The organism is Psychromonas sp. B3M02 (assembly GCF_003318165.1).
In the GTDB taxonomy this organism is placed as follows: domain Bacteria; phylum Pseudomonadota; class Gammaproteobacteria; order Enterobacterales; family Psychromonadaceae; genus Psychromonas.
Genome location: NZ_QOCB01000110.1, coordinates 38,606 through 53,232, shown reverse-complemented (window position 1 = coordinate 53,232; position 14,627 = coordinate 38,606). Strand labels below are relative to the sequence as shown.

19 protein-coding genes are annotated in these 14,627 nt (G+C 38.9%); 13 read left to right on the top strand and 6 right to left on the bottom strand.

Annotated features, from left to right (window positions below; translation table 11 throughout):
• Positions 1-7 precede the first annotated feature (7 nt).
• Positions 8-520, bottom strand: coding sequence for a peptide deformylase (gene def, locus DS885_RS11890; protein WP_113819720.1), 513 nt, complete (start codon positions 518-520; stop codon positions 8-10).
• A 95-nt stretch (positions 521-615) separates the two neighbouring features.
• Between def and DS885_RS11885 the strand changes: the two genes are divergently transcribed.
• The 7 genes from DS885_RS11885 (at position 616) to DS885_RS11855 (ending at position 6,281) form a co-directional block, all read left to right on the top strand.
• Positions 616-1,692, top strand: a complete 1,077-nt coding sequence (locus DS885_RS11885; protein WP_113819646.1) for a LysM peptidoglycan-binding domain-containing protein — start codon at positions 616-618, stop codon at positions 1,690-1,692.
• A 21-nt stretch (positions 1,693-1,713) separates the two neighbouring features.
• Positions 1,714-2,826 (top strand): DNA-processing protein DprA, encoded by a 1,113-nt coding sequence (dprA, locus tag DS885_RS11880; RefSeq protein ID WP_309472392.1) that lies wholly within the window; start codon positions 1,714-1,716, stop codon positions 2,824-2,826.
• 2 nt (positions 2,827-2,828) lie between these two features.
• Positions 2,829-3,302, top strand: a complete 474-nt coding sequence (locus DS885_RS11875) for a DUF494 domain-containing protein (RefSeq protein WP_113819644.1) — start codon at positions 2,829-2,831, stop codon at positions 3,300-3,302.
• Positions 3,303-3,857 (top strand): DNA topoisomerase family protein, encoded by a 555-nt coding sequence (locus DS885_RS11870; protein WP_113819643.1) that lies wholly within the window; start codon positions 3,303-3,305, stop codon positions 3,855-3,857.
• 47 nt (positions 3,858-3,904) lie between these two features.
• On the top strand, positions 3,905-4,474 hold the full coding sequence (locus DS885_RS11865; RefSeq protein ID WP_258546902.1) for a Sua5/YciO/YrdC/YwlC family protein: 570 nt from the start codon (positions 3,905-3,907) through the stop codon (positions 4,472-4,474).
• A gap of 174 nt (positions 4,475-4,648) precedes the next feature.
• On the top strand, positions 4,649-5,131 hold the full coding sequence (gene purE, locus DS885_RS11860; RefSeq protein ID WP_113819642.1) for a 5-(carboxyamino)imidazole ribonucleotide mutase: 483 nt from the start codon (positions 4,649-4,651) through the stop codon (positions 5,129-5,131).
• A gap of 1 nt (position 5,132) precedes the next feature.
• Positions 5,133-6,281 carry a 5-(carboxyamino)imidazole ribonucleotide synthase gene (locus tag DS885_RS11855; protein ID WP_113819641.1) on the top strand — a complete coding sequence of 383 codons (1,149 nt, stop codon included), beginning with the start codon at positions 5,133-5,135 and terminating at the stop codon, positions 6,279-6,281.
• Between the two features lie 87 nt (positions 6,282-6,368).
• Here DS885_RS11855 and DS885_RS11850 read toward each other — a convergent pair whose 3' ends face one another.
• Complete coding sequence (locus tag DS885_RS11850; protein ID WP_113819640.1) at positions 6,369-7,382, bottom strand: class I SAM-dependent rRNA methyltransferase; 1,014 nt, start codon at positions 7,380-7,382, stop codon at positions 6,369-6,371.
• A 225-nt stretch (positions 7,383-7,607) separates the two neighbouring features.
• Here DS885_RS11850 and aroE point away from each other — a divergent pair, with 225 nt between their 5' ends.
• The 4 genes from aroE (at position 7,608) to DS885_RS11830 (ending at position 9,302) form a co-directional block, all read left to right on the top strand.
• The gene (gene aroE / locus DS885_RS11845; protein WP_113819639.1) at positions 7,608-8,426 is read left to right on the top strand and encodes a shikimate dehydrogenase; all 819 of its coding nucleotides are present in this window, start codon (positions 7,608-7,610) and stop codon (positions 8,424-8,426) included.
• A gap of 6 nt (positions 8,427-8,432) precedes the next feature.
• Positions 8,433-8,714 carry a DUF1488 domain-containing protein gene (locus DS885_RS11840; RefSeq protein WP_113819638.1) on the top strand — a complete coding sequence of 94 codons (282 nt, stop codon included), beginning with the start codon at positions 8,433-8,435 and terminating at the stop codon, positions 8,712-8,714.
• A 58-nt stretch (positions 8,715-8,772) separates the two neighbouring features.
• The gene (locus DS885_RS11835) at positions 8,773-9,036 is read left to right on the top strand and encodes a YihD family protein (protein ID WP_113819637.1); all 264 of its coding nucleotides are present in this window, start codon (positions 8,773-8,775) and stop codon (positions 9,034-9,036) included.
• Between the two features lie 68 nt (positions 9,037-9,104).
• Entirely contained in the window at positions 9,105-9,302 is a 198-nt protein-coding gene (locus DS885_RS11830; RefSeq protein ID WP_113819636.1) for a DUF4250 domain-containing protein, read from the top strand.
• A 28-nt stretch (positions 9,303-9,330) separates the two neighbouring features.
• Here the strand turns inward: DS885_RS11830 and DS885_RS11825 are convergent, their stop codons facing one another.
• Genes DS885_RS11825 through DS885_RS11810 form a run of 4 tightly spaced genes read right to left on the bottom strand, consistent with a single transcriptional unit; the run spans position 9,331 to position 12,874 of the window.
• Positions 9,331-10,245 (bottom strand): metal ABC transporter permease, encoded by a 915-nt coding sequence (locus tag DS885_RS11825; protein WP_113819635.1) that lies wholly within the window; start codon positions 10,243-10,245, stop codon positions 9,331-9,333.
• The gene (locus DS885_RS11820; protein WP_113819634.1) at positions 10,229-11,110 is read right to left on the bottom strand and encodes a metal ABC transporter permease; all 882 of its coding nucleotides are present in this window, start codon (positions 11,108-11,110) and stop codon (positions 10,229-10,231) included. The genes DS885_RS11825 and DS885_RS11820 overlap by 17 nt, the downstream gene beginning before the upstream one ends.
• A gap of 8 nt (positions 11,111-11,118) precedes the next feature.
• Positions 11,119-11,988, bottom strand: coding sequence for a manganese/iron ABC transporter ATP-binding protein (locus tag DS885_RS11815; RefSeq protein WP_113819633.1), 870 nt, complete (start codon positions 11,986-11,988; stop codon positions 11,119-11,121).
• Complete coding sequence (locus DS885_RS11810) at positions 11,978-12,874, bottom strand: metal ABC transporter substrate-binding protein (RefSeq protein WP_113819632.1); 897 nt, start codon at positions 12,872-12,874, stop codon at positions 11,978-11,980. The genes DS885_RS11815 and DS885_RS11810 overlap by 11 nt, the downstream gene beginning before the upstream one ends.
• 161 nt (positions 12,875-13,035) lie before the next feature.
• Between DS885_RS11810 and DS885_RS11805 the strand changes: the two genes are divergently transcribed.
• Both DS885_RS11805 and DS885_RS11800 read left to right on the top strand, forming a co-directional pair.
• On the top strand, positions 13,036-13,383 hold the full coding sequence (locus DS885_RS11805; RefSeq protein WP_113819631.1) for a hypothetical protein: 348 nt from the start codon (positions 13,036-13,038) through the stop codon (positions 13,381-13,383).
• Between the two features lie 237 nt (positions 13,384-13,620).
• On the top strand, positions 13,621-14,604 hold the full coding sequence (locus tag DS885_RS11800; RefSeq protein ID WP_113819630.1) for a serine/threonine protein kinase: 984 nt from the start codon (positions 13,621-13,623) through the stop codon (positions 14,602-14,604).
• Positions 14,605-14,627 lie beyond the last annotated feature (23 nt).

Genomic DNA, 14,627 nt, shown 5'->3' with positions numbered 1-14,627 from the left:
TGTATACTTATGAGAATTTTTTCTGCTGACGTTTTAACTTTTCTAATTTTGCTTTAACGCGCTTTTGTTTGAATGGTGATAAGTAATCAATGAATAACTTACCTTTTAGATGATCTAATTCATGTTGGATACATACCGCAAATAAACCGTCAGCTTTAACCACTTGTGTGTCGCCGTCTAAGTCTTGGTATTGTAAGGTAACAAATTCAGCACGTTGCACTTCAGCATTGGTTTCAGGTACTGACAAACAACCTTCTTCAGAAATTTCAACACCATCACTTTCTAAAATGGTTGGGTTGATCAATACTAGAGGTTGATTGCGTTCAGCTGATACATCAATAACCACTATACGTTGATGTACGTTTACTTGCGTTGCAGCAAGACCAACACCATCTTCGTCATACATGGTTTCAATCATATCTGCAGCGAATTGCTTGATTTCAGGGGTGATCTCTTCGACAGGTTTAGCAACCGTTCTTAAACGATCATCTGGAAAATGTAATACTTCAAGTAAAGCCATGGTATTATCGCTCTCATTATTAATAATAAAAAAGTTAATTCTAGTCATTTCCTATTATAAAAAACAGTTTTATTAATCACAGGGCAAGGATTGTTATGAAATTAAAACTTATTGCATCGCTCCTAGTTGGGGTTGTGTTGTCGATCACAGCATTCGCTGACACACTAAAACTACGAGCAGATCATCCAGAAACATACATAGTGAAAAAGGGAGACACACTATGGGATATATCAGCGCTATTTTTAAATAGCCCATGGTTATGGCCCCGCTTATGGGAAAACAACAGCCAAATAGCCAACCCACACCTTATTTATCCTGGTGATGTACTTAACCTTATTTGGGTTGATGGTGAACCAAGGTTAACCCGTAAACGCCTTAAAAAGCTTTCTCCTACACCACGTATTCAAGAGAAAGACCAAGCGATTCCAATTATTCCATTAAACAGACTCTCTGCTTTCCTAACTAAAGATCACATCATCTCACCTGATTTATTAGAAGGAACACCAAAAGTATTAGGTGATGCGGTAGGTTCTCCACGTTTCTTTGAGGGTGATATTTTTTACGGTCAAGGTCAATTTGATGAGAATAAGCTTTACGGCATTTACCGCCTAGGTGAAAACTTCAAAGGGAAATATAGCGAAAATCTTGGCTCTGAACTACTCTTTATCGGTCAAGCTCAGGTATCTAAAAGTCCTAATGTTGATACTACAGCTGAAGCAACGCCTCTTGATTTACTCAGAAGCTCAAGAGAGGCGCGTCAAGGTGATTTAATCTTGCCGATTCCTGAATACGAAAGCTTACCTGCTTACTTTATTCCTAAGCCTGTAAGTAAATCGGTTAAAGGTCAAATATTATCATCACTTAATGGTCCATCTGCTATCGGTAAATGGGATGTTGTAGTGATTGATAAAGGCAAAATGGATGGAATACAAATAGGTTCAATGTTCTCTATCTTACGCTCAGGCCAAGCAATCTTAGTGAATGATGATGTTATCTATCAAGAAGATGGTGATGCCTTTGATCAAATTGGTGATCCAGATATCACACTACCAGCGGAACGTGTTGGTGAGTTGATGGTATTTAAGGTCTATGAAAACCTTAGCATCGCAATCTTAATGCGCGGTAAAGATGTTATCGGTTCAACATATAAAATTGAAGGGTTATCGTTTTAAACCTTTTAATTAAGGTAGGTTATTATTCAAGGTTCATTATTTGACAACGAGTTAACCAACAACCCTCTGTATTGCTGGATAGCACTTGATGCTATTCCAGCTTTACAAAAACGCAAAATATTTACCCTACTAAGTCATTATTCAATTCAATCCCTATTTCAACTCAACGCTAAGCAACTTGCTGCGTTAAAGCTCAACGAACAACAAATAGATGCCTTTCTACACCCTAACCAAAAACATATTCAACAATGCTTATCTTGGCATCAACCGACACTGAATCAATATATTATTAGTTATGATGACCCAGAATATCCTGCACTATTAAAACAGATCAGTAGTGCTCCTTTGTTGCTATTTGTAAAAGGTAATATCAAGCTACTTAATGCGCCTCAGGTAGCCATAGTTGGTAGTAGGAGTTGTACACCCTATGGGCAAGAGAAAGCTCACGACCTTGCACAACAGTTATCTGATAGTGGCATAACGGTCACCAGCGGTTTAGCTATTGGTGTCGATGGCATGGCACATCGTGGCGCGTTAAAACGTAGAGGTTCAACCATTGCGGTGTTAGGCACCGGCTTAAATAACATTTACCCAAAACGTCACTTTGAGCTTGCTCAACAGGTATCTGAACAAGGGCTATTAATCTCTGAGTTTTGGCCAGATACTCCTGCTTACCCGAGCAACTTTCCTAGGCGTAATCGCATTGTTTCTGGATTAAGTTTAGGTACGCTGGTTATCGAGGCATCTCTCAAAAGTGGTTCATTAATTACAGCCCGTTATGCTAACGAGCAAAATAGAGAAGTATTTGCTTTACCTGGCTCAATTGATAATCCACAAGCCTGTGGTTGTTTAAAGTTAATCCAGCAAGGTGCGAAACTAGTGTTAGATTGTAATGATATTATTAATGAGTTTCCTGCTTTGCAATTACCCCAAATAGCCACAGAAGACAGTACTCCGCCAGTAAGTAAACAATCACCTTTAGTCGCATTAATCGATTATAATCTAACCAGTTTTGAGACCTTGCTAGCACGAAGTGGATTAGATGTTGTCAGCTTACAAAATCAGTTAATAGAATTAGAGATAAATGGTATAATTACCGTCCAACCGCAAGGTTATACTAAGTTAAAAGGCTAGCTATGTTCGAAATTATCATGTATCTCTTTGAAAGTTATATACAAGTTGACCAAACTATGGAGCTTGATACACAAGAGGTGACCGATGAATTAATGCAAGAAGGCTTTCAAAAGTCTGATATAACCAAAGCATTAGCTTGGTTAGACAATTTAGCTAACATGCATAATCAAGAGCCTCAAAGCCGCGCTACCGCAGAGAAGAAAACTTCTCACCGTATTTATAATAAACAAGAACAACGTCAAATCTCTTTGACCTGTCGTAATTACATTAACTACCTAGAAGAAGCTAAAATCCTAACTACACATACCCGCGAAATGGTGATCGATTGCATCATGGCATTAGACAGCGGTGAGTTAATTCTAGAAGATGTTAAATGGTTAATCCTAATGGTGTTATTCAATGACCCTGTGAGTGACGATGCATTCCTACAATTAGAATCTATGGTCATGGACTTTGAAGAGGGGCTGATTCATTAAATGAGCAGCCTGACCACACACCATAAAAAAGTCACTGAGCCATGCCCTAAGTGTGGTTCAGCATTACATATTAGAAATGGTAAACAAGGTCCTTTCTTAGGCTGTAGTGCTTACCCTGAATGTGACTACTTACGTCCACTGCATGAAAAAAGTGATATCAAAAAAGTGCTCACTGGGACAAGTTGCCCTTTATGTCAGCATGAATTGGTTCTTAAACAAGGTCGCTTTGGTCTATTTATTGGTTGTAGTGACTATCCAACCTGTGAGCATACGGCACAACTCTCTGAGCAAGCTGCTCAACCAGAAAAAACCGAAGCTGATGTTGCTTGCCCTAGTTGTAAAAATGGTCACCTAGTTGCCCGTCAATCACGTTTTGGTAAAACCTTTTATGCTTGTGATAACTACCCTGACTGCAAATATGCAGTGAATGATAAGCCAGTGAATGAGTTCTGCCCAGATTGCAAATGGCCTATCTTAGTCGAGCGCAAAACAGCCACTGCAACGCGTATGATCTGCCCTAAAAAAGGATGTGGTTACCGCAGTAAACCTATATAATTATTGGCTGTTTGTAGTAAACACGTTAAAAATTAGTGGAGCAATAAATGACAATGGATAAAAATACGCTTTCTCAAGCACTGTTAGCTTTAAAATCAGAGGGTGTTATTGCTTACCCAACAGAATCGGTATTTGGATTAGGTTGCGATCCGGATAGCGAAGTTGCCATTCAAAAAATTCTCGACTTAAAACAACGCCCAGCGCATAAAGGTTTAATTTTAATTGCCGCTAATATCGAACAGCTACAAGGTTATGCAGACTTTTCATCACTAAGCGTTGAACAGTTAGATAATATTAAAGCCACTTGGCCAGGCCCTTTCACTTGGGTTGTTCCTGTACAAGCCTCACTCTCTAAGCTCGTTAGTGGTGACTTTGATAGCATTGCCGTACGTGTTACCGAACACCCTACTGTGCAAGCAATATGTAATGAGTTTGGCAAGCCTATTATTTCCACCAGCGCTAACTTATCTGGCGAACCATCCTGTATAACTGCAGAACAAGTGGAGCAGATGTTTGTTAACCATTCATTGCTTAATTATGTGGTTAACTACCCTGTTACAGGTTTAGAAAATCCCTCACAAATCCATGATGCTGTCACCGGCAAGCGTTTACGTTAAACCTATTCTAGTCATCATTAATTGAATCAAAACCTTCGCTATTAAACGCGGAGGTTTTTTAAAATTTAAGCCCCAAAATCCCCCCTACTAATTAACCAACCGAACTTTGCATCTTATAGCCTAACGGGTATAATCGCGCGGATTATAAATTATCCCCCTATTACAGGAGTATGTATGAAAGTTGGTATTATAATGGGCTCTAAGTCTGACTGGCCGACCATGGAACACGCGGCAAACATGTTAGATTCTTTTGGTGTTGAATATGAAACACGAGTGGTTTCTGCACACCGTACCCCACAACTATTAGCTGATTACGCTTCTAGTGCTGCTGAACGTGGCATTAAAGTAATTATTGCTGGTGCTGGTGGTGCTGCACACTTACCAGGCATGGCAGCGGCTTTCACCAGCTTACCTGTATTAGGTGTACCAGTTCAATCTAAAGCATTAAAAGGCGTTGATTCATTATTATCAATTTGCCAAATGCCTAAAGGTGTTGCTGTAGGTACATTGGCAATCGGCGAAGCCGGTGCTGCAAATGCAGGCCTATTAGCAACGCAAATTCTTGCATGCCAACAACCTGAACTGCTTGCTAAAGTGGATGAGTTCCGCCAAAAGCAAACAGACACCGTATTAGCTAACCCAGATCCAGCGGTTTAATATGAATATTCTAGTTTTAGGTGCAGGGCAACTTGCACGCATGATGAGTTTAGAAGCGGCGCCGTTAAATCTAAATGTGCGCGCCTATGACGTAGGTTCAAAGCAAGTTATTCACCCACTGACGTTACAGTCATATGAGCAATCACTTGAAGACGCAATTACCTTGGTTGATGTGATCACCTGTGAGTTTGAACATATTCCTGATGATGTACTGGCGTTATGCCATGACAGTGGAAAGTTTTACCCAGGTAAAGCAGCAATCAAAGCTGGCGGTGACCGTAGCATTGAAAAAGCACTGCTGGATAAAACTGGCGTACCTTCTGCACCGTATAAATTGATCACTGAAAAGCAACACCTAGTCGATTCTGTGTCACTGTTAGGTTTACCATTAGTGATTAAAACCTGCCAAGCGGGTTATGATGGTAAAGGCCAATGGCGCTTAAAATCAATTGATCAATTAGAGACTATTTGGTCTGAAATGGCTGAGTTTATTGCTGCGGGTACTGAAAGTTTCCCACACAGTATTATCGCAGAGAAAATGATCCCATTTAACCGCGAAGTATCAGTAATTGGAGCCCGCGATAAAGCAGGTAACATTGCTATCTACCCAGTGACTGAAAATCAACATACTGATGGTGTATTAACGCTATCATTAGCCACTGAAATTGAGCTTAGCGTTCAACAGCAAGCGATTGATGCATTTAACAAACTATCTGCAGATATGGATTACGTGGGTGTATTAGCCATTGAATTCTTTGATGTAGACGGTCAATTAATGGTTAATGAAATTGCACCGCGTGTACATAACTCTGGTCACTGGACACAACAAGGTACTGCATGTAGTCAATTTGAAAACCATATGCGTGCTGTAGCAGGTTTACCATTAGGTGATACTAATCTGCAAAAAGTGAGTGCGATGATCAATGTATTAGGTCAAGCAGATATCAGTGAGCAAGTACTTAGCATCAGTGATGTAAAAAGCCACTGGTACGGTAAAGCACAACGTGCAGGCCGTAAGATGGGGCATATCAATGTGTCAGCGGAATCAAATGCAGCTTTAGCGGAAAAGTTATTAAAACTAGCTGAAATATTACCTGAGGAAAATTACCCAGGTGTTAAAAGCACTGCACAGCGTTTATTAGAAAAATAATCACTGCAAATGCATCAATACTAGCCGAGTTGAAGACTCGGCTTTTTTATATCTGTAATGCCAATCACTTACTTAATGCAATTGGTATTACAGTGTTAATGCTACGATTTTTAAAGGGTGGTTATCATCAAAAGAAGGGAAATCGTTGTGGCAATCTAACCATTCAACCGCAGTTACTTCTCTGCCCTGCTTTTCTACACAACGGACTAAACTTTTAAACCACACTTCCTTATCAACCTTAGCTACATTGTTACAACACACAATAGTACCACCGGGTTTAGTCGTTAATAGCGCAGGCTTAAACAGGCTTTGATAATCATTCACGAGATCAACCGTGCCAAAAGCACTTTTAGCAAAGCGTGGTGGATCTAAAAAGACTAAATCAAACTGCGAAGCAGACATTTTAGGATAACTAGGTAGTTTTTTGTTATTACGACTGGTGACTTTAAGCCCTGCTAACTGACGTAAAGCAGGAAATGCATCACTTTGAATAAACTGACAAACAGATTCGACGTCATTGAGTTGCGCATTTTTACGTCCTGCGGCTAATGCAAAAGAAGAAAAATCGACATTAACAACCCGCTTTGCACCGCCCACACCTGCAGCAATACCAATACCACAGGTATAAGAGAAAAGATTTAATACACTTTTTTTATGACTGTGCTTTTTCATATATTCACGGCCAACACGCATATCTAAAAACAGCAGTGGGTCTTGTCCTTCATGACGCAATTTACTGGTAAACAATACGCCATTTTCAGACATCACTTGATCGCTTTGTGCAAAAGCATCAGTACTTTCATCTAATTGATTAATAATACGAGAGTTTTTGTTTGATCTGTCGTTATAAACCAGAGGCAAATCCGCCACATTTAACAATACCGTTTTAATCTCATCTAACTGTGCTTCAGATAAGGTTTCATGAAAGGTTTGAATTAACCATGCATCACCGTAACGATCGATATTAAGCCCATTAACGCCTTCTACTGTGCCATGAAATACACGAAAACAATCTGTTTTAGGTTGATCTTCAATAGACAGGTTATTCAGAAGGGATTCACGCTTCGCTAAAGCAGCGTTTAATAAAGCAGTTATTGGCATAATCAAAAACTCAGTAAAGGAAGATAGCTATTCAGCAACATATGTATGCCAGATAATGAAAGGCTATATTAACAACATAGTAAGCGTTAACAAAACAAACAGTGATTTTTTAATAGGAGAATTTAATAATAGAACACTAAAAAATAATTATCTCACTGAGATACCCTGTATAAACCAGACATGCTAAATTAAAGGCAGACTAAACTTATTGAAATTGGAGATAACATGGATCAGTACGCTGTTTTTGGCAATCCTATTAAACATAGCAAATCACCTTTTATTCATACCCTATTTGCTAGTCAAACTCAGCAAAAGATGACCTATGGCATTGTTGAGGCGCCTGTTGATGGATTTACTGCATCTGTACAACGCTTTTTCAATGATAACGCTAAAGGCTGCAATATTACCGCTCCTTTCAAAGAGGAAGCTTTTCAGTTTGCACAATCATTAACAGACCGCGCACGTTTAGCAGGTGCTGTAAATACCTTGAAAAAAACCGATGACGGCTTAATCATTGGTGATAATACTGATGGGGCAGGTTTAGTTTTAGATTTAAAAAATAATCATGTCGACCTCGCTGGGGCTCGTATCTTATTGTTAGGAGCTGGTGGTGCTGCTCGTGGTGTATGTAGTTCTTTACTAGCAGAGAACCCTGCACAGTTAACGATCGCTAACCGTACCTTTGAAAAAGCACAAAATTTAGTGTCTATTTTTGAACAACTAGGCAGTATTGATGCGCAACCTTTTGATCAATTACAAGGGCCTTTTGATCTTATTATCAATTCAACCTCTGCAGGGTTACATGGCAGTTTACCTGCTATTTCCAGTGACTTAATTAACCCTGAAACTGCTATCTATGACATGACCTATAACGCTCAGGTCACGGCATTTAATGCGTGGGCAAAGGATAGTGGCGCACGTTTAACTATTGATGGTTTAGGTATGTTAGTTGGGCAAGCAGCAGAAAGCTTTGCACTGTGGCGTGGTGTAAAACCCGGTGCAAAACAAGTATTAAACGAATTACGTCATAATTTAGCTGGTTAACTTAATATGAATCAAAGCATTATATTTTCTGATAACGAATACTATAACTCTGATTTACAGCAAGTAGAGTTTCAAGCTCAATGCCAAGGACGCTTAATACAGTGTGTTATCTCATGGATTGCATTAAGTTCGCTTGATCAGCAAAACGACAGTGATGCACAGGCGAATGAAAAGTCTGCCTTAACACGCTTTGATAATGCTCGTTTTGATATTGAAGATCTCGCTGAAGAGCTAATTAATCAACAAGACTTTAATGAGGATGGAAAGATATACCTCGCTTTTGATTAAGTTAGCAATTATCTCGCTGTGTACAGGTAATAAGTACTATTTAAAAGGATACTAATATATGCAAAGTCACCGTATTAATGAGATGTTAGAGCTAATCAAACCCTACTGGTTAAAACACCAAGATCTGGATTTATTAGCACTATTAGAACGTATCGCTAGTGAGTCAGGTTTTGATGGTCCCATCAGTCAACTAACTGATGAAGTGATCATTTATCACTTAAAAATGGACCAAACAGAGAAAGACGAAATGATTCCAGGGATTGCAAAAGATTGCGAAGATGACTTTCAAAGTGCATTATTAAAGGCAAGAGGTTTATTATAATACCGATACATTAAAAGAAGTTAGCTAATTTAATGTAGTTTGGGTAATCACTAAACAGGGAGAGCACTATGTTAGAGAGCTATAAAACAATGGATGTTAATATGTTACTAAGCATTGTTAATATGAAATTAAGAAATGAGCAAAAAACATTAGATGACCTATGTGCAACTTACGAAATGGATAAATCACTGTTAAAGGAGCGTCTTGCTGGAGCAGGTTTTATCTATGATTTAAGTAATCATCAATTTAAGCAGAGCACCTACTAGCGTGCTATAGATGCCCTGCTTTAGTTTGTCAACAATGAGTCCGAAGACGGCATGGGTAACCTAACCATGCTCCTTTAGCTGAATGTTTTTTTTCGTGTTTAACCCTTTGCTGAGTAAGTTTTTTAACTTTTAAGCTGCTGTAAGTGAACACGCCAATAAATAATGCTGCAAGCAACATAATAATAGTTGGTGCTGGTGCACTATCAATGAAGAAGCTTAGGTAGATACCCAATACAGCACAACTACATGACACACCGACACTGATCACTAACATCTTGTAAAAGTTACGAGTTAATAAAAAAGCAATCGCGCCTGGAGTGATTAACATAGCAATCACTAAAATCATACCCACCGACTTTAACGCAAACACAATAGTAATCGATAACACTGATAACAAAGCGTAATGCAAAAATCTAACAGATAACCCTATCGCCTGTGCATGCTGTTTATCAAACACATATAACAATAGGTTTTTGCCTTGTACAAACAAGAAAGTACACACTACTAAACTCACGATCGCCACTTCCATAATGCCGTTCCAGCTACTACCTAATAGATCGCCATACAATATTTGGTCAAGGTGAACATCTGTTTCTATTTTAGTGATTAATAACAGACCCAAAGCAAACATCGCAGAGAAGACAATCCCCATCACTGTATCTTCTTTTAGGCGACTATGTTCTTTAATGAATCCTGTAAAAACAGCACAGCTGATACCTGCAACAAAAGCACCAACAGCAAAAGGAATAGCCAACACGTAAGCGATCACGATACCTGGTAAAACAGAGTGAGAGATAGCATCTCCCATCAATGACCACCCTTTTAAAACTAAAAAGCAAGACAGTATTGCCGTCGGTACCGCTAAAATAAGTACCATCACAAATGCTTGTCGCATGAAATCAAAAACAAATGGAGAAGTTAAATTTTCAAATAGTGCTGTCATGTAATTCTCCTTGTTTAACGGTTAATGCGCGTTGCTTTTTTCTATTACTGATCAAGCCATATTTAGGCGAGAAGAAGAAAGCAGATAAGAATATAAAGGTTTGTAATAGAACAATAATTCCGCCTGTTGCTCCGTTAATGAAGTAACTGAGGTAGGCCCCAATTAATGAGCTCAATGTACCGACGCTAATACTGATAAAAATAACATTACTAAATTTATCACTTAGTAAATAAGCTGTCGCACCGGGGATCACTACCATCGCAATCACTAGAAAAGCCCCTACTGTTTGTAACGCCGCAACCGTTGATGCACTCAATAAGGTGAAAAAGATAATTTTTAAGGCATTAGCATTTAAACCAATGCTTCTTGCATGCTGTTCATCAAAAAACAGCACCATAAAATCACGCCACTTCACCGTTAATACAACTAAGGTAACCATACTAATGATCACTAACTGCAATGTATCGTAAGGTGTGATTGCCAAAATATTACCCATGACTATGGTTTGAATATTTACTGACGTTGGACTCAAAGAGACCATGAACAACCCCAAACCAAAAAATGAGGTGAAAATAATACCGATAATGGCATCTTCTTTTAATCTAGAGGCTTGGTTTAGAAACAACATCACTGTTGCCGCTAAACCACCTGAAAAAAACGCGCCAACTGCAAATGGCAACCCCAACATGTAAGCTCCTGCGACACCAGGTACAATGGAATGTGAAAGCGCATCACCAATCAGTGACCACCCCTTTAACATCAAGTACACGGCTAAAAAGGCACAAACACCGCCCACCAGCGCACTCACAAAAATCGCATTAACCATGTAATCGTAGCTAAAGGGTTCTAATAAATATTCTAACATTTCCCCTCCTACTGCTGATTAAGCACGGTATTAGTATGTTGCTCTCCGTAAAGAACAACTGGACGCTCATCGTCACTGATCACAGTAACTTGGCGTTTATCATCATCGTTATGCAATAAGTCACCACTTAAAACAAAGTGACGTAGCGCACCACCAAAGGCTTTTTGTATATTATCGGGTGTGAATACCCTCTCAGTTGGACCTTCATCTAATACAGTTCGATTAATAAAAACGGTTCTATCGCAAAATTCAGGAATGCTCCCTAGGTTATGCGTTGAGACTAAAATCACTTTACCCTCTTCACGCAATACTTTTAGTAATTGCATAATGTGCTCTTCAGTTTTTACATCAACACCAGTAAAAGGTTCATCGAGTAAAATGACCTGACTCTCCTGTGCTAATGCACGTGCTAAGAAGATACGTTTTTTCTGACCACCCGATAATTCGCCAATTTGACGGTGACGGTAGTCTTGCATATTCACACGGCGTAACGCTTGATCAACCATTTCACGGTCTTTGGCTGAACTCATACGCAACATATTCATATGCCCGTAACGTCCCATCATCACCACATCTTCCACTAAGATAGGGAAATCCCAATCAATCTCTTCTGATTGAGGTACATAAGCGACAATGTTGCTTTTTAGTGCTTGTTTTACTGTTAATCCTAAAATGTTTACTGAGCCAGTTTTTAAACTAACTAACCCCATAATGGATTTAAAGATAGTTGATTTACCGCTGCCGTTAATACCTACTAAAGCTGTAATAGAGCCTTTAGGTAAAGTAAAACTGGCATCATGAATAGCGGTAAAGCCATTTCGGTAAGTCACTGTAATATCATTGACTTTTATTTCGTTTGTTGTTTGTTTATTTAGCATCTTGATTTACCCCCGCTGCAATTCGACTCAAGGTCGTCGTTAACAAGTCAATATAAGTAGGGACAGGACCATCTGCATTACTCAAAGAATCAACATAAAGCACACCCGCGTATAGCGCACCTGTTTCTCTTGCTACCTGTTGTGCAGGTTTAGCGGATACCGTACTTTCACTAAACACTGCATTAATATTATTTGAACGTACGGTATCGATTACCGCTCTAACTTGTTGTGGAGTGCCCTGTGCATCTGAATTCATAGGCCATAAATATAACTCTTTTAAACCATAATCTCGGGCTAAGTAACTGAATGCACCTTCACTGGTTACTAACCAACGTTGTTGCTCTGGCACTGCCGCAATTTTGGCTTTGAAAGGCGCTACTGCTGCAACAATCTGTTCACTGTATTTTTTTGCGTTGGTGTTGTAGGTTGTTGCATGGCTTGGATCATGTTCTACTAATGCAGCTCTAATATTATCAATATAAATCAATGCATTAGGTTCTGACATCCAAGCGTGAGGATTCGGTTTACCTGAATAAGCCCCTTGGGTGATCCCCATTGGTTTAATACCGTCAGAAACGATCACTCTTGGCACACCTTTTAAATTATTAAAAAATTTATCGAACCATAGTTCTAGGTTTAATCCGTTATAAAGGATCATATCTGCGCCCTGTGCTCGACGTAAATCTCCAGGTGTCGCTTGATAATTATGGATTTCTGCATTAGCTTTAGTAATAGATTCGACAATGGCTGCATCACCTGCAACATTTTTCGCCATATCAGCTATTACAGTAAAAGTGGTCACCACTTTAAATCTGTCATTCGATGCTGCATACCCTGCTTGGGCCTGAAAAATAAGTATCAGTACAACAAATAAAGTTCTTAACATACAATCCGCCTACCCAATTAGTTTAATAAGTAAGCCAAAGATAGCAGTCCACCCCTTTTATCGCAAATGATATTCATTATCACTTTGATAGGCGTTATGGATTGATTGTTTTTGTATAAAAAAATACACTGGTTTATCTATCAATAACAAATGGATTGAAAATGAAAAAAACAGCGTTAATCTTATTAGGTGGTGTATTACTTGCTGGTTGCCAAGCGACAAATACGGATACAACAGAGAGTACTTCAACAAGCACATCAAGCACTGTAGCTAGCTTAACCAATAACCTTTTAGAAACTAATTTTCCAAGTTTAACTTGTGCAGAGATCAAACAAACTTTTGTTGATTACGAAGCTAAAATGACTAGTGTAGAAAATGGCTCTAGCCTGTTAACAACGGCAGGTATTAGTACTGCAACAGCAACAGAAAAAATGCAAACAAGTTACGACACAGCTAAAGAGATAGCAACACCAGTAATGACAGCTAAAGGTTGTACTGAAACGCTATAAGGTTTTCCCTAGATAAAAGTACTCAATATTTGAGTACTTTTATCTTCCTCAAAAAATAACTAACCCCTTTCTCGAAGCCATTCCAAAACTCAGTAAATTATTTCCGTTCAGCCCTATCAATCACTCATGAATTTGTTATCTTATATAGACCGTATTAACATTTTACGTATAACAAAATAAATATTTTACAGGGGCGCGCTAATACATTGGCAGCGCCTTTTTTATTGGAGAAATAGAATGTCAAATACAAGCTATCAACAATTAACGCCTGAGTGCCAACTAGATGCACTTGCCAGTATTGGTATTTACCCAGATACAGGCTTGTTAGCGCTTAATTCTTACGAAAATAGAGTCTTTTCTTTCACCGATGAGCATCAACAACGCTATGTAGTGAAGTTTTATCGACCTGAACGCTGGAGCGAACAGCAATTATTAGAAGATCATGCTTTTTGCCAATATTTGAGCGAAGCAGACTTACAACTTTCATCACCATTAAATATTGAAGGTAAAACCTTACACTCTTTTGCAGGGTATTATTTTGCATTATTCGAGAATCTATCTGCACGCACCCTTGCTGTTGATGACGTGGACAGCTTATATGAAGTAGGTATTGCACTAGGTAAGTTACATAAAGCAGGTGCGCAGCATCAATTTAAAGCACGTCCAAGTTTGCAGGTCAACGAGACCATTCAGACAGCCATTGAACAGTTAAAAAGCTGTGAACATATCCCTGACAGCATTCATTCTCAGGTGTTTGAAACCTTACAATCCTTATATTACAAAATCACCACCAAGAAATTGCCTAAAGCAAACATGATCGCCATCCACGGAGATGCACATGCTAGCAATATATTATTAAAAGAAGGGCAGCCGTACTGGGTAGATTTCGATGATTGTAAAATGGGGCCTGCAATACAAGACATCTGGATGTTATTAAATGGTGACCGAAATGAGCAATTATTACAAATATCTATGATTTTAGAAGGTTATCAAGAAGAATATGAGTTTGAACCGGAACAATTAGCCTACATAGAGGTCTTACGCACTCTGCGTATGATCAATTACGCAGCTTGGATACATAACCGTTGGCAAGATCCTGCATTTTCAAGCAACTTTCCATGGTTTATAACAGAACAATATTGGAAAGAGTGGTTACAATCGTTACAACAACAGTTAGTATTATTAGATGAAGCTCCTCTGATGCTTCAGCCACACTATTAATTTTTACATCATAAAATCACAAC